Genomic DNA, 20,508 nt, shown 5'->3' on the forward strand with positions numbered 1-20,508 from the left:
GTTTTAACTTTCCAATAACACAGGTTGCGAATTCAAGTTTTACACTGGGGTCAGTCATAAGAACAGGCAGGTAATGTGATGAATCAGGATCTATATATTCGCGGAGTAAGTAAAACCTTCAGCCAAACCACCGCGTTGCATGAGACGAATCTAGTCGTACGGCAGGGTAAATTCACCACATTGCTCGGACCGTCCGGCTGTGGGAAGACGACCCTCTTGCGCTTGATTGCTGGTCTGGAGACACCGGATATCGGCACAATCACGATGGGAGAGGAAATTCTCTTTTCAGCTGAACGCAAAAAGGATGTTCCCACACATCTCCGCCACTTTGGTATGGTCTTTCAAGATTTCGCGCTGTGGCCGCATATGACGGTGTTTGAAAATGTGGCCTTCGGCTTGCGAGCGATCAAACGGGGGAAAAGGGCTGTTAGCGCTCAAGGCAAGGAACTGCGGGCAGTGGTGCTGGAGGCGCTCGATAAGGTGAGGTTGTCAGGGCTGGAGGATCGTTACCCTCATCAACTATCCGGTGGCCAGCAGCAGCGGGTTGCTTTTGCAAGAGCAGTTGCTATCCGGCCTCGACTGGTTTTGTTCGACGAGCCGCTTAGTGCACTGGATGCCGTACTACGGGAGGAGATGCGCATTGAGATGATATCGCTTGTGCGCGATTTGGGGCTAACCGCCCTATACGTCACCCATGATCAGATCGAGGCCATGTCCATGTCTGATGAAGTGGTGGTTATGAAAAGTGGACATATTTTGCAGACCGGAACACCAGAGGTGATCTATAGTCGCCCAGCTCATTCAGAGGTGGCAAGGTTTATCGGTAAATCCAACTGGATCGAGTTGGAACGGATACTTTTTCGACCTGAACATGTCCGATGGGAACAGGAGCAAGCGGATCAGCACACTTTTACAGTAGAGATCCTGCATGTCAGCTATGTTGGCGATCGCTATGAAATCCGTCTACTAGCCGAAAACGGTGAGCAATGGACTGCGTATCACTCCACCCGCTTGCCCATAGGCGAACAAATGCATATTTGGGTATCACCGCAATACATCCACCAACTTGAAACATAGGGAAAAGGGGTTATATAAGATGATGAATAGGCGTGTTTTTCGTACAGGATGGAAAAAAGGGGCTATGCTTGCTTTAACATTGACTTTTGGACTGGCTGTGGCAGGCTGCGGAACGGCTACGACATCGAAGGATGGGGCACAAGCAGATGGAACAGCAAAACCAGCGGGAGCAGCGGCGTCCACCGATCAGAAGCTGGTTGTTTACAGCGCAGGCCCGGATGGACTGGCGAAAAAGCTGGTAGCGGGGTATGAGGCGCAGAGTGGAGTTAAGGTAGAGTTATTCCAAGGAACGACAGGTAAGATTTTAGCCCGCATGGAAGCGGAGAAAACGAATCCGGTAGCGGACGTGGTTGTGCTAGCATCGCTTCCGTCTGTGCAAGGCTTGAAAAAGGAAGGACTCACGCTCCCCTATCCAGATGCCAAAAATGCCGACAAGCTAAACCCAGACTGGTCCGATAAGGAGGGTAACTATTTCAGTACTAGTGCTTCTGCTCTAGGCATTGCATATAACACGAAGTTAGTGAAGACACCACCTACTTCATGGGCCGATTTGGCGAAGCCTGAGTACAAGGATCAGGTTAACATTCCCGATCCATCGCTGTCTGGCTCAGCGTTGGATTTTATGACAGGCTATCTGAGCGCCAAGGGCGATGGAGGCTGGACGTTGTTTGAGCAGTACAAGGCAAACGGTGTGGCCATGGCCGGTGCCAATCAGGAAGCGCTAGATCCAGTGATTACGGGGGCTAAAGGTGCAGTCGTCGCTGCGGTCGATTACATGACCTACAAGGCTAAAGCCAAAGGTGAGCCGATTGACATCGTTTATCCGACAGAGGGAACGGTTATTAGTCCGCGTCCTGCCGCAATCCTCAAGTCCACACAGCATGAACAAAATGCCAAAGCGTTCATTGACTATCTGTTGTCGGACGAGGCACAAAAACTAGTAGCAGATGCTTCCCTACTCCCTGGACGCACGGATATCAAAGCTGACAAGCGTGCCAACCTGGACGAGATCCCGTTGCTGAAAACCAATTGGGAATGGATGGGTGAGCACGGATCAGACGTGACGGAAAAGTTCACGCAAATGTTCAAATAAGCCGATGGGAGGTTTGTCTGTTAAACACATCAGGGGATGGTCCCTGATACTTGCTCTGATCGCGCTTCTTTTCCTAATTTTGCTGCCATTGCTGCAAATCTTCATCCAAAGTGTGTATGTTGAAGGAAAATTTCAATGGGCAGCGCCTTTTCGAACGTTAGCTGCTTCTCAATTTGCAGGAGTGCTATTCAGCTCAATTTGGCTAGGCATCTGCGTAATTGCAGGAACGACTGCCCTTGCACTTCCGCTAGCCTGGATCATGTCCAACACCCGACTTGCACACTGGCGCTGGTTGGATGTCGTGCTGCTGATTCCGTTTATGACTCCGCCCTATATCGGGTCCATGGGATGGATTCTGTTTATGCAAAAAAACGGGTATCTGGAACAGTTGTTCCCGGACCTGCATTTCTTAACGGCTTCCTTCTTCAGCTTTGGTGGCATGGTGATGATCATGAGCCTGCATCTGTTTCCATTCCTGTACCTGCTGCTGCGCGGGGCGCTGGTGAGGATTGGCGGGAGTCTGGAAGAGGCAGGTGCGGTCATGGGCGGGGGATTTCTGTACAGGTTCCGTCGAATCATTTTACCGTTGCTGTTATCGGCATACGGAATGGGTGCGCTGCTCATTTTCGTTAAAACGATTGCTGAGTTTGGCACACCCGCTACCTTTGGGCGACGTATCGGGTATGAGGTCATGACTTCTGAAATTCACAAATATATTTCCAGCTGGCCCATTGATTTTGGCAAAGCAATATCAATGGCTTCGGTGTTGTTAACGGCCTGCCTGCTTATGTGGTATGTGCAATCGGTGATCAATCGAAAGTTCACGTACAGACTGGTAGGGGGTAAAGGTTCGCGACCTTCTCGTCTTCGTGTATCCAGCTGGACTACAGCACTGAGTGTCACATTCATCCTATTGCTGCTCATCGCAGCTATTGGTATCCCTTACTTTTCAATTATCGCGGCCTCCTCCATGAAGCTGCGGGGAATCGGATTGGCATGGGACAACCTTACACTCGATTATTACAAGGAACTGCTGTCGTGGGGCTCAGAAAGCATGGAAGCGCTACTGAATAGTGTATTTCTCTCTTTGGGTGCATCGACGATTGCTGTGGTGCTGGGGACCTGGTTTGCGCTGGTTATCGGTGGCTCACGCACGAAAATCCAACAGACAGTTGATGCATTCAGCTTGCTTCCGAATACAGTGCCGGGAATTGTTATGGTGGTGGGTCTGATTTTGTGGTGGAACTCGCCGTGGATGCCGATTCCGTTGTATAACACATACGGCATGGTTATTCTGACATATGTAATTTTGTTTGTCCCTTATACAGTTCAGTATGTCAAAAGCGCTTTTACACAGGTGGATCATACTCTTTTTCAGGCGGGACAAGTATTTGGCGGGCGACCGTCTTACATATTCCGCCGGATTGTATTGCCGCTGATTGTACCGGGGATGCTCGCTGGTTGGATGATGATCTTTACCATTGCTTCACGGGAGCTGGTAGGATCATTGCTGATTTTACCGCCATCCGTCCAAACGTCTGCAACCTATATATTTGCCCAGTTTGAGCAGGGACAGGTGTCGCTTGGCATGGCGATGGCTGTTATATCGGTTGGATTGACCACACTGCTACTAATCTTAATGGAAAGCTTAAACTCGCGAAGAAAGTGGAAATGATGATGACCAAGCTTAGGATTTGGGGCGGAGCGGGCGAACATGGCCGCTCCTGTTATGTTTTTGAAGGAAAGCAGCATCATATCATGCTGGATTGTGGCGTAAAAAAGGAAGGAATCGGGCAATATCCGATTTTTCCGCCACAGAAGGTGAAGGAGCTAACTACTGTTTTGCTGTCCCATGCACATGAGGATCATTCCATGGCGCTCCCCTTACTGTACAAGTATGGATACCGGGGAGAGGTCTGGACGACCAAGGCCACCGCTGAGCAGCTGGGCTCCTATTTTCGCTCCTGGCAGACTTATGTTGAATCGAGAGGTGGTGAATTGCCTTACAGTGTACAGGATATCCAATCCATTACCTATCGCTATCTAGAAGACGAAGCGCCTTCAGGAGTGTGGTGTGAAGCTTGTCCGGGTGTGAGAATGATGTGGGGACGCAGTGGACATTTGGCTGGTGCAGTGTGGTATATCATAGAAATGGAAGGGAAGCGGTTGTTCTTTTCTGGAGACTATAGCCGTGAGTCTGAGCTGCTTGCTGCCGATGCACCGGACTTGTGTATGGGGGAGGGGATAGATGACCTTCCTGAATGCAAGCCACAGTCCTATCTAGTGGACATATCTATCATGGACAATGCCTATGGCATGGATATAGACCCGCAGCCTGTTAAGCTGGAGCGGCTGAGGGTCGAGATGGAGCAGATATTATGGTCTGGCGGTCATGTGTTGTTGCCAGTGCCTGCCTTTGGCAGAGGACAGGAGTTGATCGTATGGGCCAGTGAGCAATTCCCTGAACAAGCAATAATTGTAGAGCCTGACCTGTGGCACGGATTGAAACAGTTAAATCGCTGGAGAGAGTGGCTACGGCCGGGAGCTTCCACGCGAATAAAACATGTGTTAAACAGTGACAGGGTGTTCGTGCCTCGTGATGCTGCGGAACGAATAAGTCTGCTAGAACGGAACACGGCCACTATTATTGTAACAAGGGACGGCATGATGGATTCCCCGCAGGCACGTTGGTATTATCAATATCTGTCGGATAACCGCCATATGCTGAATGATATGGACAGCGGAGAAAACATTAGGAACAGTGTGATATTGACCGGTCATGCTTCCAATGGTTCTTTTGGAAAGCATCTGTTGGAACGTGCGGACTCCAATGACATCTGTATAGCTCGGCATTTGACTTACAAGGTGCATCAGGGATTATCGGATGTGAGGCAAATGTTGAAGGATCTGCCTAGCAAACAGGCTGTACTCGTTCATGCACCAAAACCGCAGACCGACCTTGTACGAGATGTGTTGATAAGAGAAGAAAATAATGCACATGGAGGTCCTGCCAGAGAAGTTCATTCTGTGGAGCCAGGTTCAACAATAGAGGTTTAGTATCATCAGATCGTGGTTCACTTTGTGCCCTCCTGCATCAATCGGAAGGCATCCACTTCTCCAAGCTTGGTGGAGATGGAACTGCGTCCGGCGCTTTTACGAAGGCGTAGCGGTGTGGCGGTGCGTTTAAGCAGTGCTTTAATTTCTCCAGGCTCCAGCTCCGGTTTCAGTGAAAGGAGAAGTGCGATGCTCCCGGTCACATGGGAAGTAGCCATAGAGGTGCCGCTCATTTCATGATGCTTTCCATGAATCCAGGAGGATCTGATCTTCTCACCAGGTGCATACACGTCTACGAATTGCCCCCGATTGCTGAAAGGAGCGATACGTCTGTATTTGTCGGTAGCTCCGACTGAAATCGTCTGGGAATAGCGGGCTGGATAGTCAATACTTCGACGCTTGCCCTCATTTCCCGAGGAAGCTACGATTACAATGCCGTTATGATATGCTTTATTCACCATATCAAGTAGTGCCTTGCTGCGCGACTTCATGCCAAAGCTCATATTAATAATATCGACACGATTTAATACACACCAGTCGATACCGAGAATGATGTCAGAGACATAGGCGGCTCCGTTATGATCAAATGCTTTTACGGGATGAATTAAAGCCCGTGGTGCTACGCCAACCATACCTTCATCATAATTAGATGCCGCGATGGTTCCAGCAATATGAGTACCGTGGCCATTGTCGTCATAGGGTAGCATGGTCCGGTTCAACAAATTGATACCTCTGGCGAGGGAATGGCGAAGATCAGGATGATGAAAATCCGCTCCTGTGTCGATCACACCGATCCTGACCCGATTCCCTGTCGAGGAAGGCCAAGCCTTGTATGCACGTACCTGTTTAACTCCCCATGGCATGGAAAGGTTTTTCTCTGCTTTCGGCATATAAGCCGTTTCTGCGTGAACCTTTATGCGGGTATCTTCTTCAACGGTAACACCGTGGTGATATTTGCCCAGCCTGTCTCCCCCTGAAAGCGGAGCGATGAGAGCACGGATTAGCCTAGCCGGTTGTACTTGCCGTAATCCCACAAGCTCAGGTTTCAGCTTCCTGAGATAGGACAGACATTCCCGGTATTGGTGAGGCTTATCGAATGTGATAATCTGTTTGTTCCGTCCACTGCCGGACGGCTCCGAAATACCCTCATGCAAACGCTGCAAAAAATCCGGATAGTCCATTTGAGACGGTCCCCCTCCGATGAGCCATGCTGAGGTATTGTATGAGCAAGCGTCAGCTACGGCATGGGAAACTTGCCCCTTTTTTATGGAAATAGGCCTGCTTGTCGTGTCAAAGTAGCTGTGGACACATACGATACATGGAGGGCATAAGCTCTTGTGCAACAACTTTGGGAGGCCTCTCCCGGAGCGGGTACAGTCGGAGGCGGGGGGAACCCCGTCTTTTTACGTGTGCCGTCTTGTGCAGAGGGATATTCTTGGAAATTATGACGATACCCATGTTTAACTTGCAATTTGCTTCCAAATAGGTTTTACTTAGTTTTGATAATGGATATGTTAGTATTGCATGTATCGTGTATGCTCTGAAACATGTTCTTGTGAATTACGTGTGAGAGGAAGTGTCCCTAGGTGAGTACACCACTCAACTTGAAGATTGACCCGGAGAAAGTCCACGAGACTCCAATGGTGGATTTGGCATTTATGGTATTGAAAGCAGCCAATACTCCATATTATTACCGTGACCTGATGAATGAAGTCGCCAAATTGCGCGGCTTGTCTGACGAAGAAATTAATGACGTTATTGCTCAGCTATATACTGAAATCAACATTGACGGGCGTTTTGCCTGTGTCGGTACGAATTTGTGGGGCTTGAAACGTTGGTATCCGGTAGATAAATCCGAAGATGCCCTGACAGGCGCCAAGCGTCCTCGTATTATTAACGATGAAGACGATGACGATGAAGATGACTATCATGAGGAAGAAGAAACATACAACTCCGATGACGACTTCGATGCAGATAGCGAAGACGAGGATGGCGAAGACGAGCTGTTCGACGGAGAAGATGACGATGATAGTGACGATGACGTAGTTATTGACGATGAAGACCTCAGTGATGAGGAAGATACAGATGATGAAAATGATGATGAGTCGATCGAAGACGACGACGATTCACTTCGTTAGGAACAGGTTGAAAGGGGAGATACGCTCTCCCCTTTTTCATGACCGTTTTCTTGAAACCCCTGCTGATTTATAGCTTTCAGATAGATTTATTCCAATCTGGTTCAATGGACAAATTAACACAGATAACTTCCTTGACAGCGGATTGGACACGGGGTAAACTATTGCTTGGGCTTATGATTGATTCACTTATATGTTTGCTTTTTGTATAAAAGTGCCCCGTACTACGGGAGTGCTTTTTTGTTTTTTATAGGGGTGTTTTCACTCATGAAAGAGGGCTAAGGGCGGCGGATTGGAAAATATAACCGCTGCCTTCTTCATGGATGATAATCCGTGCAAACGGGTTACGATAACATCATAATGTCGCCTGAATTTTTGCATCTTATCTAGGAGGGTTTTGAACAGTGACGAAGTATATTTTTGTGACAGGCGGGGTTGTGTCTTCCTTGGGCAAAGGGATTACGGCAGCTTCACTGGGGAGGCTTTTGAAGAACAGGGGACTGAAGGTAACGATTCAAAAATTTGATCCTTACCTGAATGTCGATCCGGGTACTATGAGCCCTTACCAGCACGGTGAAGTGTTTGTAACGGATGATGGTGCGGAAACGGATCTTGACTTGGGACACTATGAGCGCTTTATTGATATTAATCTGTCCAAGAACAGCAATGTCACAACAGGCAAGGTATATTCCAGCGTGATCAGCAAAGAGCGTCGCGGAGAATATTTGGGTGGTACAGTACAGGTTATCCCTCATATTACGAACGAAATCAAGGAGCGCGTGTACCGTGCAGGCCGTGAAGCGGGTTCGGATGTCATTATTACGGAAATCGGCGGTACTGTAGGCGATATTGAAAGCTTGCCATTTTTGGAAGCCATTCGTCAGCTCAAAAGTGAAGTTGGGCGCGAGAATGTGATGTACATTCACGTAACGCTCATTCCTTATATTAAAGCTGCTGGTGAGGTTAAAACAAAACCAACTCAGCACAGTGTAAAAGAACTGCGCAGTATCGGCATTCAACCGAATGTTATTGTTTGCCGTACAGAGCATGAATTGTCCTCCGACATGAAGGCTAAAATTGCATTGTTCTGCGATATTGATGCGAATGCAGTGGTAGAATGCCGCGATGCTTCGACTCTCTACGAGGTTCCGTTGAACCTGCGTGAAGAAGGTTTGGACGAAATCGTAGTTAACCACCTGAAGCTGACAACACCTGCACCAGATATGACCGAATGGGAAGGGTTAGTTGATCGAATCAGCAAGTTGGACAAAACGGTTGAAATTGCTATTGTTGGTAAATATGTTGCGTTACATGATGCGTACTTAAGTGTTGTGGAGTCACTTTCCCACGCTGGATTTGATGCAAATGCGGACGTGAAAATCCGTTGGGTGAACGCTGAAGAAGTAACGGACGAGAACGTAGCTGACATGCTGGGCGGCATTGGCGGTATTCTCGTACCGGGTGGCTTCGGCGATCGCGGAATTGAAGGTAAAATCAGCACCATTCGTTATGCACGGGAGCAAAAAATTCCGTTTTTCGGTATTTGCCTGGGTATGCAGGTATCTGTTATAGAGGTTGCTCGTTCCCTGGCCGGTCTCGAAGGAGCCAACAGCTCGGAAATTAACCCGGCTACCGATTATCCTGTCATTGACTTGCTTCCTGACCAAAAAGACATCGAAGATTTGGGCGGTACCATGCGTCTTGGCTTGTATCCATGTAAACTGGTGGAAGGTTCCCTGGCATCGGCTTGCTACAACGACGAGCTGGTATACGAGAGACATCGTCATCGGTACGAATTCAATAACGAATATCGTGAAGTTATTGAAAAAGCAGGCCTTCGTATTTCTGGTACTTCACCGGATGGACGTTTGGTGGAAATTGTGGAGCTTCCTGAGCATCCATGGTTCCTGGCGGTACAATTCCATCCAGAATTTACTTCCCGTCCGAATCGTCCACAGCCTTTGTTCCGTGAATTTGTAAAGGCGGCATTGCAGCTTCAAGGTTAATGCTTCAGCTTGAAAGACCTCCTTTGGGAGGTCTTTTTTTATCCCATGCTTCCTGATTATGAAAGAATATTCCACAATTATGTATATGAGAAGGATTTTCTTTTTGCAGGAGCGAATATAGTTTTAGGTATGGGACGGATATTGTACGTCATCGGACGCTGTTATGGCAATAGCTGCATGATCCTCGTTTTAAGATCTTAGGAGGTTAAAACATTGGAAAAGAAAAAAGTATTAATCGTCGATGACCAGAATGGAATACGGATTTTACTGATGGAAGTGTTCGGAAGTGAGGGTTATGAGACCTTTCAGGCAGCGAACGGGAAAATTGCTCTTGAGATTGTTGAGAAGGAACCACCTGATCTGGTTCTGCTCGATATGAAAATTCCAGGTATGGACGGACTCGAAATTCTGAAGCACCTAAAAAGCATGAATCCCGATATCAAGGTTATTATGATGACAGCGTATGGAGAACTGGACATGATTAAAGAGGCGACGGAGCTAGGTGCACTTATGCATTTTACCAAGCCCTTTGATATTGATGAAATGCGGATCGCCGTGAACAAACAACTCAGAGGTGACTAGGTAAGTCATTTTGGTTGAGAACTCTGTTAACAAAACAGGGTTTTTTGTTTGTGATTATGGGAAATACTGAAAGTAAATCCTCTCCTTATACAATTCTATGGAAAAACGGCGTCCTGGGCGTGATTTTTGTATGTGTTGATATGCAAAAGCTTGTTTAGTATTTAACATGGGTTGTGGTATAATAAGCCCGTATGTGATGTCGGCTAAAAATATAGACAAACCCAAACACCTTTAGGAGGACTGTAACCATGCCATTGGTATCTATGAAAGACATGTTGAACAAAGCACTCGAAGGAAAGTATGCAGTAGGTCAATTCAATATTAATAACCTAGAGTGGACTCAAGCTATCTTGGGCGCTGCTGAAGAAGAAAAATCCCCAGTAATCTTGGGTGTTTCTGAAGGCGCAGCACGTCACATGGGCGGATTCTACACTGTTGTTAAAATGGTAGAAGGTCTTATTCATGACATGAAAATTACGGTTCCAGTTGCAATTCACTTGGACCACGGTTCTAGCTTTGACAAATGTAAAGAAGCGATCGACGCTGGTTTCACATCCGTTATGATTGACGATTCCCACAGCCCAATCGAGAAAAATATCGAAACAACGAAGAAAGTTGTTGAATATGCACATTCCAAAGGCGTTTCCGTTGAAGCTGAAGTTGGAATGGTTGGCGGTCAAGAAGATGATGTTGTAGGTGACGTAATGTACGCTAAGCTGGACGATTGTGTACGTATCGTTAAAGAAACAGGCATCGACACACTGGCTCCTGCACTGGGTTCTGTTCATGGACCATACAAAGGTGAGCCAAACCTGGGCTTTAAAGAAATGGAAGAAATTCGCAATGCTGTGAAACTGCCACTCGTTCTTCATGGCGGAACAGGTATCCCTACACATGACATTCAAAAATCCATTTCCCTGGGTACTTCCAAAATCAACGTAAACACTGAAAACCAAATCGCATTTGCGAAAGTGGTTCGTGAAGTACTTGCTGCAAAACCAGATGCTTACGATCCACGTACATTCATCCAACCAGGTCGTGAAGCGATCAAACAAACCGTTATCGGTAAAATCCGTGAGTTCGGTTCCAACAACAAAGCCTAATAATGTTCCAACTAGTCATGCGACTGCATAGACTGAATGCATTTTTTTCATTGTAGCTGTATTTATGCTGCACAAAACATTTAAATCTGTACAGTTGAATAGTTTGGCATGGAAAGCACACCGCTTAGCCGGTGTCTTTCCATTTTAACCACTTAAAAAGTTGAAAGTTTATGGTTTCAGTTCATTGTTTGACCGACTGCAAAACACGTAGGGGGACCCTCAAGCTTATGGAAAAATTGATGATCACCGGTGGACGGCCGCTTCAGGGTACAGTTTCCATCAGCGGTGCCAAAAACAGTGCCATCGCCTTGATTCCCGCAGCCATTCTGGCAGAGTCGGAAGTCATTTTGGATAATTTGCCGCTGCTCAGTGATGTGGCGGTGTATTCCGAGATATTGGAGGAACTTGGCGCAAAGGTTGCCTGGGAAGGTAGCCAGATGAAGATAGACCCTTCCTCCATTAAATCCATTCCTATGCCGAATGGACCTGTTAAGAAATTACGAGCCTCTTATTATATGATGGGGGCCATGCTGGGCAGATTCAAGGAAGCGATCATCGGTTTGCCAGGAGGATGTAATTTTGAACCCCGGCCCATTGATCAGCATATCAAAGGTTTTGAGGCGCTGGGTGCCACGGTTACGAACGAGCACGGCGCTATTCATTTGCACGCCAAAGAACTGCGCGGCACCAAGATTTATTTGGATGTCAGCAGCGTAGGGGCAACCATTAATATTATGCTGGCGGCCGCACGTGCCAAAGGCGCCACAACTATCGAAAATGCGGCTAAAGAGCCTGAGATTATAGATGTAGCAACTCTGTTAAACTCCATGGGGGCGATTATTAAAGGCGCTGGAACGGAGACGATTCGTATTGAAGGTGTGTCGGAGCTGCATGGCTGCCGTCATTCCATCATACCTGACCGTATACAAGCAGGCACATATATGATTGCTGCTGCGGCAACCCGTGGAAATGTATTGATTGACAATGTAATCCCCAAACATATGGAGGCTCTCACTGCCAAAATGCAGGAAATGGGCATCGGCATCGAGGAATATGATGAAAGTATTCGCGTACTGGGTGCACCTTCCTATGGGCATGTCGACGTTAAAGCCTTGGTATACCCTGGCTTCCCCACGGATTTACAATCTCCCATGACCAGCTTGCTAACCCAGGCTCAGGGTGTCAGTGTGTTGAGCGATTTTGTGTACAGCAATCGTTTTAAGCACGTCCCTGAACTGGTGCGAATGGGGGCTAAAATTCGCGTAGAGGGTCGGTCTGCCATTATTGAGGGTGGTCAACTGAATGCGGCTAAAGTGAAGGCTGCAGATCTGCGCGCTGGAGCGGCCCTTGTCATTGCTGGGCTTACAGTAAGCGAAGGGGTAACTGAGGTGGCAGGTGTCGAGTATATTGACCGTGGTTATGATCACCTCGTCTCCAACCTGCGCCTTCTGGGCGCAGATGTATGGCGGCAGACTGAGTAATTAAACCATGTCTGTCCTTTGTATGAACTCGTCGTAACCAAAGCGATAAAACAGGTAACACCTATGCAGCCGCTGCTTGATATAAGATTTGGTTCATACCTAACAATCTTTTATCAAAAAACCGGAATAATTCGGTATAATCCAGGCAGTTGGCTGCATAACTTTATTTGTTTTGGTTAAAATTATGTTGATGGTGTTTATGATATCATTGTCTATCATTTAGATGTATGAATGGACTTAATAATTGAATAGGTGGTTATTATATGGATCTGCAAATTTCCGATCTGGAAGAAATGAAGCTGACCGACCTGTACAAGCTGGCCAAGCAATACCAGATCCCGTACTACGGAACGCTCAAGAAGAAAGAATTGATTTTCGCCATCCTGCGCGCACAAGCTGAGAAGAGTGGATTAATGTTTATGCAGGGTGTTCTGGAAATACTTCCTGAAGGTTACGGCTTTCTGAGGCCGATCAATTATCTCCCGAGTACCGAAGATATTTACATCTCTGCTTCACAAATCCGCAAGTTTGACTTGAGAACAGGCGATCTTGTTTCCGGTAAGTGCCGAACGCCAAAAGAAAATGAACGGTATTTTGGATTGCTTCAAGTTAACGCCGTCAATGGAAGAAGTCCTGAGCAAGCTGCTGAGCGGCTACATTTTCCTGCACTGACTCCACTGTATCCGCAAACCAAATTAGTCCTTGAAACTTCCCCCAACCATTTGTCTACGAGAATTATGGATGTACTGGCCCCTGTCGGACTTGGACAGCGCGGACTTATTGTGGCACCTCCCAAAGCTGGGAAGACGCTTCTCCTCAAAGAAATTGCCAATAGCATTTCTACCAACAATCCCGAGATTGAGCTATTTGTCTTGTTGATTGATGAACGCCCTGAAGAAGTGACGGACATGCAGCGTTCTGTCAAAGGTGAAGTTGTGGCCTCTACATTTGATGAACTTCCTGAAAATCACATTAAAGTGGCAGAACTGGTGTTGGAGCGTGCACTGCGTCTCGTAGAACATAAAAAGGATGTTGTCATCCTGTTGGATAGTATTACACGGTTGGCTCGTGCGTACAATCTCGTTATCCCTCCTTCTGGTCGTACTTTGAGTGGGGGTATTGATCCGGCAGCATTTCACCGTCCAAAACGCTTTTTTGGTGCAGCTCGGAATGTGGAGGAAGGCGGTAGCTTGACGATTCTTGCCACAGCGCTGATTGATACAGGATCTCGTATGGACGATATCATTTATGAAGAGTTCAAAGGCACAGGTAACATGGAGCTGCATTTGGACCGCAAACTGGCAGAACGTCGTATCTTTCCTGCGATTGATATTCGGCGTTCCGGTACACGTCGTGAGGAAGTACTGTTGAAAAAGGAAGAATTAGATACGATCTGGGCTATTCGTAAAAATATGACGGAAAGCCATGACTTTGTGGAAGGCTTCCTCAAAAAGCTGCGTAACAGCAAAACTAACGCTGAGTTTTTAGCTTCGTTTGATTTGACAGCACCTTCTTCCAGCGGTTCGCAAGGTAGCTCTGGTGGTCAACAACGAAGAACTACGCGTTCTACCACAGCGTCGGTTCCCGCCACAACCAATTAAACCCAATCCATGTATTTTATCTGTTCTGTAAGTAGACAGCCATTGCCATTCTTTTGGTTAATGGTGCGCTTAATGGAACGAAAGGAGCTCCATAATGTATTTGGTGTATGCCGACGAAAAAGGCAATGTATATGATCATGCTTCTTTGTATGGGCTTGCCCGTAGTGCAGACATGATTGTTGAAATCATGGAGGATGAGCTTATTCCGTTGCCGGAAGGAGCCACACTGGTAAGCCTGCCCAGCACCCGCCCGGTCGGTATGAACCCTGAAACAGGGGAAATGGTCTCTCTTCCGGGAGATATGCAGGCAGTAGGGGCTTTGTTACCGCAAGGTTTTACACGCCTGTGTCTGCCGGGATATGTGAAGACGGATAAGGAGTATAAACTCCCCTTGTTCGGTTATTCGGCCGTTGTCTGGAAAGATGGAGCATTTTATGTAACGGCAGAGCAGAGTGACAGTCCTTCCAAATGGAATCCCGAAAACTGCGACCGCAATCAAGTTAAATTGGGAGTTCAGCGAATGACAGAACAGTATCCCGAAAATAGGCTGTACCAGCATTTGTCTAACTGTGCGCTGGGGTACGAATGTCTTACTTCTTCGAATACGTTCCTGAATCGCTGGGAAGGGGGAGTTCCGGTATCTTATTCTTGTAATGCGGGTTGCTTTGGCTGTATATCTGAACAGCCGGATGACAGTGGTTTTGTATCTCCGCAGACAAGAATGAACTTCCGTCCCCGCGTGGAAGAGATTGTAGAAGTTATGTTGGAACATTTGAAGACACCTGAGTCTATCATCAGTTTTGGGCAAGGTTGTGAAGGTGAGCCCTCCACTCAAGCCAAACTGATTATTGATGCGATCAAAGAAGTGCGTTCCGTTACAGATATGGGGTATATTAATATCAACACGAATGCGGGACTGAATGATCATATCCGGGGAATTGTGGATGCGGGTCTTGATCTTATGCGAGTAAGTACAATTAGTGCATTGGACGACCATTACAATGCGTATTACAAGCCGCGCGGATACACGCTTGCTAATGTGGAAAAGTCACTCCGTTATGCGTCAGAGCAGGGAGTGTATACGTCCATCAACTATTTGATTTTTCCGGGTGTAACAGACCGGGAGGAAGAAATTGAGGCAATGATTGAATTTGCCAAACGCACTAAGCTCAAGCTGATTCAAATGCGTAATCTGAATATTGATCCTGAAAGCTATCTGGAATTGATTCCACCGGCTCAAGGGGAGATACTTGGTATGAAGCAAATGCTTGAGATTTATCGTGAGGAACTGCCGGATGTGGTTATCGGTTCTTACACTCATGTGCCGCCGCAAGGGCTGGCACGTCCCAAATTTGCCAGAACCTAAACGGTCGGAAGATATTTAAAACACACTGATCTTACACTGTTTTGTGTACTAAAAAGATGTTGAAACACTTATATTCAAGTGCTATAATTTGAACATGTGTTCATACAACTCTGGGCTGATAGGACGTTCAGGGCGGAAAGAGGTGAAAGTTAATGCAACAGGCTATTCAACCGAAGTATAACGTAACTAATGTTACTTGCGCTTGCGGGAATACGTTTGAAACTGGTTCTGTAAAAGAATCTCTGCGTGTAGAGATTTGCTCCGCTTGCCATCCGTTCTTCACAGGTAAGCAGAAGTTTATTGATGCTGGTGGACGTGTGGATCGTTTCAAGAAGAAATACGGTATTTAATAAGTTGCCGCAAGAGATAAAGTTATTAGAGCCTTCTGCAATTGCAGGAGGCTCTTTTTGTCGTTATTTGCTATTTGCATTTTGTGCAACCATGCGATATACTTATTTTCACCGTGCTAGATGGGGAGGTAGCGGTGCCCTGTAACTCGCAATCCGCTATAGCGAGGTTGAATTCCTGTTAGAGGTGTTGTTGATGTGAGGCTGGTCCCTGCGCACAATGTTGACGGTTGGGTCCTCCGCAATGAGTACTTGTGAACCTGGTCAGGTCCGGAAGGAAGCAGCCATAAGCAAGCCCACTCTTGTGCCGGAGGGTTGCCTAGCCCGAGTTGTTGTTCAGGGTTGCCGCTCGGATCACAACGATCAATAACAGGTGCACGGTTTATATTAGTAATTAGAACATCTTGGCAATTATGCGAAGATGTTTTTTTGTGTTTATAAATTGAAATGTGTCTGGTTTAGATTCGGACGGGAGTATAGTATAATGAAGTGACCATAAATGGTCATGAAAGTGAATGGGAAAGAGGGAACGCGCATTGGAACATATAGCGTTGTACCGTGCTTGGCGGCCGCAGGCTTTCAAGGACATGGTAGGACAACAGCATATTATCCAGACATTGCAGAATGCCATCCGCGAAAATCGCACGTCCCATGCCTACCTGTTCAGTGGTCCGCGAGGAACGGGTAAGACCAGTGCGGCCAAAATTTTGGCCAAGGCAATCAACTGTGAGCATGGACCTGCGCCGGAACCTTGCAACGAATGCGAAGCCTGTAAACGGATCACGGCCGGAGCGGTCATGGATGTACAGGAGATTGACGCAGCCTCTAACCGGGGTGTTGAAGAGATTCGTGATTTGCGCGATAAAGTCAAATATGCGCCCACAGAAGTGCGGCACAAGGTTTATATCATTGATGAAGTGCACATGCTGACGACGGAAGCGTTCAATGCGCTGCTCAAGACGCTGGAAGAGCCGCCGCCACACGTAATGTTTATATTGGCTACGACAGAGCCGCATCGGATTCCCGCGACAATTATTTCGCGTTGCCAGCGTTTTGACTTCCGGCGAGTATCGCTGGAGGAGCAGACAGAGCGGCTTGACCTGATATGCCAACAGGAGAACATCCAAGCTGATTTGGATGCACTGCAATATATTGCACGTCTTTCAGATGGCGGGATGCGAGATGCGGTTAGTGTTTTGGATCAGATATCCTCGTTTACTGATGGCCGGGTTACGTATCAGCAGGTGTTGGATATGACGGGCGGGATCGCATCCGAGCAATTCGGTAAATTGGCCTTGGCATTACTGAAAGAAGATGTAGGCACAGTGCTCCAATTGATCGAGAACTTTATGCAGGAAGGGAAAAGTGCGGATAAGTGTATGGAGAATCTTCTGTACTATTTCCGAGATCTGCTAATGATCAAGATGGTGCCGCAGGCGACCAAAATGACGGAGCGAGTGCTGAATCCGGAGCAGTTTAAGGAAGTGGCGGATGCTTTTACCAAGGAGCAGCTCTTTGCAATGATCGACACCCTTAATCGTTATCAGGGCGAGATGAAATATGCGGTTCAGCCCCAAACTTTATTTGAGGTAGCTCTATTGAAGTTATGCAGCATTCCGGGGGAAGCGGGAACTGCTGCTCAGCCGACTGCACAGCGCTCTGGTGCTGCAGCTGGCCAGGAAGATGTGGCCATGTTAAAACGCCAGCTTGCTGAGCTGGAAAAGAAGCTGGAACGTGCAATGCAAGGTGGTTTGGCTGTTGGGGCGGGTCAGGAGACACCGTCAGGCGGCCGTCAGGCTTCTGGTGGTCGTGCCCCTGCTCCACGTCTTTCAGCGCCGGCCAAACTCCCTTCTCAGTTGGATCGCTATATTGCTGAGAAGTCAAGCGAAGCATTCGCAGCGGTGGGGCGTAAGTGGAGCCAGATTTTACAAGGGGTAAAAGAGGCGAAAGTTACGGTTCATGCTTGGTTTATGGATGGTGAGCCGGTTTCTGTGTTAGAGGACAGTGTATTGGTCGCGTTTAAGAACAACATTCATCGTGAAACTACCGAAAAACTTGCCAATAAGCAGGTCATCGAGAAGGTTTTACATGAGCAGTTGGGGCATCCTTATCGTTTGGTAACGATGATGCAAAAGGATTGGAATGCTGCGATTGAAGGAGTTTCTGACCAACCTGCCGAAGAATTGCAACTGGAGCCGGAGCATGATGCGCCGGGAAAGTCCAAGGAGCCCTGGATTGATGAAGCGATTCAGCTTTTCGGGGAAGATCTGGTAGTCATTAAAGAATAATCAAATGTAGATGTATACTTCATTAAAGGAGATGATTGAAATGAACAATATGAACCAAATGATGAAGCAAGTGAAAAAAATGCAGGAACAAATGCTGAAAGCCCAAGAGGAGCTTGGTGGGAAAGTAATCGAAGGTTCTTCTGGTGGCGGTGTGGTAACTGTAGAGGTAAGTGGACATAAAAAGGTGTTGTCCATCACAATCAAACCGGAAGCTGTAGATCCTGATGATGTAGAAATGCTGCAAGATCTCGTACTCACTGCAGTCAATGATGCTTTGTCCAAAGCGGATGAACTGGCTAATGATGATATGGGTAAATTTACAGGTGGTATGAAAATTCCGGGCTTGTTCTAGTCTGCTCATAAAGGAGAAACACGCTATTGCATTATCCCGAGCCGATTGCAAAGCTGATTGATGCTTTTACGCGCCTGCCGGGAGTAGGCCCCAAAACAGCTGCCCGGTTGGCTTTTCACGTACTGAAAATGAAGGAAGATGATGTGATTGATTTTGCCAAAGCGCTGGTCAATGTAAAACGCAATCTTCACTTTTGTTCAGTCTGCGGTAACATTACAGATACGGACCCTTGTAGGATCTGTCAGGATAAGACGAGGGATGCTTCCGTCATTTGTGTTGTTCAGGATGCTAAGGATTTGGTCGCTATGGAGCGTACCAAGGAGTTTGAGGGTTTGTACCATGTACTTCACGGGGCAATCTCTCCGATGGAGGGAATTGGCCCTGAGGATATCAAACTCAAGGAGTTGCTGACCAGGCTAAGTGATGAACGTGTCAAGGAGTTGATCCTGGCTACGAATCCGAACATTGAGGGAGAGGCCACGGCTATGTACATTTCGCGGCTAGTGCGTCCTTTTGAAATCAAGGTTACTCGTATTGCTCACGGTTTGCCCGTGGGCGGGGATTTGGAGTATGCCGACGAGGTCACCCTGTCCAAAGCGCTAGAAGGCCGCAGAGAGCTTAATTAGTAGGTGTAGTTATACGTTATAATTTATGAGTCTGAAATGTCCTTGAGACATCCTTGACTCGCTTAGGGAGCCGTTATGGCTCCTTTTTTATTTGCAGTAATAGATGCCTTTATAGACGTTCCCAGTTCTAAGTTTGTCCTCTACTCAATAAGTATGAATAAGGTGGTCTTGCAGACTGTACACATAATTCAGCTTGTGAGGAGGATGAATGAATGTGGGAACGGATGAAACAAAATTTCCGTCGTCAGGAGAATGGAAAATCAGAAGCAGAGTATCGCCAGGAATTGTTTGCTCAGATTCGAGCTTCGCATGCGGAATGGTTAAGAGCGCATCGTTTATTTCATGAAGCTACGGGTAAGGATGAAATCGACTACGCCATTTTTGTCCTGGAAGCTGCAGAGCGTAAATATCAAATACATTTAAAAAGCGCAAAGCAACAAGGGTTACATCGTTTTCACCTGCCAGCAGATGAACCGGGGTATGCCAATGATACTGACCGGGTTCACAAACGGAGAGCGGAATGAGAGGGGTAGTCTGGCTTGTCTTGATTGCTTGTGCCGGAATACTGATGTATCTAATCCTCAAAAAACATCTGGGGATCGGTTGGTTTGTAGTATTCGGCGCGCATATGGCTCTGGCAGCCATTGCACTGTATGTTATCAATTATTCAGGATGGATTACACAGGTGTACATTCCGATTAACCCAGTGACGATGGGAGCAGTAACGATATTAGGTTTGCCAGGCATTGCGCTTTTACTGGGATTGAAAATAATATTGTTCGGACAGGCCGTGTGAAACGTTATTGTAGGGAAGGAGAGTGTGCCAAAAAAAGTGGGTATTGGTGAGTCCGATGCGGTATTGTTTTATTTTTTGAATTATAGTTGACGACGAATTCAAAAATGTGATACACTAATTCTCGGCTTTTAAAGCCCGGGAATTTTTTTGTGTGAGCAATGCTTAAATGAAATTGAAAAATAATTTAAAAAAGTGTTGACTTAAATCCCGAGTGTGTGTTATATTAATTAAGTCGCCGCTGAGATGCGGTGATGAAGCAAAGTAAGGCATAATGAAGGTTTGATCTTTGAAAACTGAACAACGAGTGAGTAAACTGATTTTGTTCGCAAAATCAAACAATGAGATATTTTATCTCGTCAGTTTCAAAATGAGCTAATCGCTCTTTCTATAACCAGCTTCGGTTGGTCTTTAATGGAGAGTTTGATCCTGGCTCAGGACGAACGCTGGCGGCGTGCCTAATACATGCAAGTCGAGCGGGGTTGTTTAGAAGCTTGCTTCTAAATAACCTAGCGGCGGACGGGTGAGTAACACGTAGGCAACCTGCCCACAAGACAGGGATAACTACCGGAAACGGTAGCTAATACCCGATACATCCTTTTCC

18 protein-coding genes, 1 rRNA gene and 1 other RNA gene are annotated in these 20,508 nt (G+C 47.0%); 19 read left to right on the forward strand and 1 reads right to left on the reverse strand.

All coding sequences use genetic code 11. The annotated features are described in order from the left end of the window. The first annotated feature begins 78 nt into the window (after positions 1 to 78). From OIU26_RS24840 to OIU26_RS24855, 4 genes are read left to right on the forward strand one after another with little or no spacing between them, the layout of a single operon-like run. On the forward strand, positions 79 to 1,077 hold the full coding sequence (locus OIU26_RS24840; RefSeq protein ID WP_264218344.1) for an ABC transporter ATP-binding protein: 999 nt from the start codon (positions 79 to 81) through the stop codon (positions 1,075 to 1,077). Between the two features lie 19 nt (positions 1,078 to 1,096). Beyond that, entirely contained in the window at positions 1,097 to 2,170 is a 1,074-nt protein-coding gene (locus OIU26_RS24845) for an ABC transporter substrate-binding protein (protein ID WP_264218345.1), read from the forward strand. A 4-nt stretch (positions 2,171 to 2,174) separates the two neighbouring features. Beyond that, on the forward strand, positions 2,175 to 3,845 hold the full coding sequence (locus OIU26_RS24850; RefSeq protein ID WP_264218346.1) for an ABC transporter permease: 1,671 nt from the start codon (positions 2,175 to 2,177) through the stop codon (positions 3,843 to 3,845). Beyond that, positions 3,842 to 5,227 carry an MBL fold metallo-hydrolase gene (locus tag OIU26_RS24855; RefSeq protein WP_264218347.1) on the forward strand — a complete coding sequence of 462 codons (1,386 nt, stop codon included), beginning with the start codon at positions 3,842 to 3,844 and terminating at the stop codon, positions 5,225 to 5,227. Before OIU26_RS24850 ends, OIU26_RS24855 begins: the two co-directional genes overlap by 4 nt. 17 nt (positions 5,228 to 5,244) lie before the next feature. Here OIU26_RS24855 and OIU26_RS24860 read toward each other — a convergent pair whose 3' ends face one another. Beyond that, entirely contained in the window at positions 5,245 to 6,405 is a 1,161-nt protein-coding gene (locus tag OIU26_RS24860) for a S8 family peptidase (protein WP_013368769.1), read from the reverse strand. A gap of 405 nt (positions 6,406 to 6,810) precedes the next feature. On the opposite strand from OIU26_RS24860, the gene rpoE reads away from it, so the two are divergent. From rpoE to OIU26_RS24935, 15 genes are all read left to right on the forward strand, one after another. Continuing rightward, a complete protein-coding gene (gene rpoE / locus OIU26_RS24865) occupies positions 6,811 to 7,362 on the forward strand; it encodes a DNA-directed RNA polymerase subunit delta (RefSeq protein ID WP_013368770.1) in 552 nt (183 codons plus the stop codon). 401 nt (positions 7,363 to 7,763) lie between these two features. Beyond that, a complete protein-coding gene (locus OIU26_RS24870; RefSeq protein WP_013368772.1) occupies positions 7,764 to 9,365 on the forward strand; it encodes a CTP synthase in 1,602 nt (533 codons plus the stop codon). A 213-nt stretch (positions 9,366 to 9,578) separates the two neighbouring features. After that, entirely contained in the window at positions 9,579 to 9,947 is a 369-nt protein-coding gene (locus OIU26_RS24875; RefSeq protein ID WP_014599366.1) for a response regulator, read from the forward strand. Positions 9,948 to 10,195: 248 nt separating this feature from the next. Next, the gene (gene fba / locus OIU26_RS24880; protein WP_013368776.1) at positions 10,196 to 11,050 is read left to right on the forward strand and encodes a class II fructose-1,6-bisphosphate aldolase; all 855 of its coding nucleotides are present in this window, start codon (positions 10,196 to 10,198) and stop codon (positions 11,048 to 11,050) included. A gap of 227 nt (positions 11,051 to 11,277) precedes the next feature. Further along, a complete protein-coding gene (locus OIU26_RS24885; RefSeq protein ID WP_013368778.1) occupies positions 11,278 to 12,531 on the forward strand; it encodes a UDP-N-acetylglucosamine 1-carboxyvinyltransferase in 1,254 nt (417 codons plus the stop codon). Between the two features lie 263 nt (positions 12,532 to 12,794). Then, on the forward strand, positions 12,795 to 14,132 hold the full coding sequence (rho, locus tag OIU26_RS24890; RefSeq protein WP_013368779.1) for a transcription termination factor Rho: 1,338 nt from the start codon (positions 12,795 to 12,797) through the stop codon (positions 14,130 to 14,132). 94 nt (positions 14,133 to 14,226) lie between these two features. Next, positions 14,227 to 15,498: a radical SAM protein gene (locus OIU26_RS24895; RefSeq protein WP_025676298.1), complete on the forward strand. Its 1,272-nt coding sequence runs from the start codon at positions 14,227 to 14,229 to the stop codon at positions 15,496 to 15,498. 152 nt (positions 15,499 to 15,650) lie between these two features. Next, positions 15,651 to 15,848, forward strand: a complete 198-nt coding sequence (gene rpmE, locus OIU26_RS24900) for a 50S ribosomal protein L31 (protein WP_013368781.1) — start codon at positions 15,651 to 15,653, stop codon at positions 15,846 to 15,848. 111 nt (positions 15,849 to 15,959) lie between these two features. Further along, positions 15,960 to 16,226, forward strand: an RNA gene (ffs, locus tag OIU26_RS24905) — signal recognition particle sRNA large type. A 155-nt stretch (positions 16,227 to 16,381) separates the two neighbouring features. Continuing rightward, a complete protein-coding gene (gene dnaX / locus OIU26_RS24910) occupies positions 16,382 to 18,133 on the forward strand; it encodes a DNA polymerase III subunit gamma/tau (RefSeq protein ID WP_264218348.1) in 1,752 nt (583 codons plus the stop codon). A 40-nt stretch (positions 18,134 to 18,173) separates the two neighbouring features. Beyond that, on the forward strand, positions 18,174 to 18,485 hold the full coding sequence (locus OIU26_RS24915; RefSeq protein WP_013368784.1) for a YbaB/EbfC family nucleoid-associated protein: 312 nt from the start codon (positions 18,174 to 18,176) through the stop codon (positions 18,483 to 18,485). 26 nt (positions 18,486 to 18,511) lie between these two features. Beyond that, a complete protein-coding gene (gene recR, locus OIU26_RS24920; RefSeq protein ID WP_013368785.1) occupies positions 18,512 to 19,111 on the forward strand; it encodes a recombination mediator RecR in 600 nt (199 codons plus the stop codon). A gap of 212 nt (positions 19,112 to 19,323) precedes the next feature. Then, a complete protein-coding gene (locus OIU26_RS24925) occupies positions 19,324 to 19,635 on the forward strand; it encodes a DUF2508 family protein (protein ID WP_025676300.1) in 312 nt (103 codons plus the stop codon). Beyond that, entirely contained in the window at positions 19,632 to 19,907 is a 276-nt protein-coding gene (locus OIU26_RS24930; RefSeq protein ID WP_013368787.1) for a pro-sigmaK processing inhibitor BofA family protein, read from the forward strand. Before OIU26_RS24925 ends, OIU26_RS24930 begins: the two co-directional genes overlap by 4 nt. Before the next feature lie 408 nt (positions 19,908 to 20,315). Beyond that, a 16S ribosomal RNA gene (locus tag OIU26_RS24935) occupies positions 20,316 to 20,508 on the forward strand; the annotation flags it as partial.

It is taken from the genome of Paenibacillus sp. BT-177, from assembly GCF_025846815.2.
GTDB lineage: Bacteria > Bacillota > Bacilli > Paenibacillales > Paenibacillaceae > Paenibacillus > Paenibacillus polymyxa_C.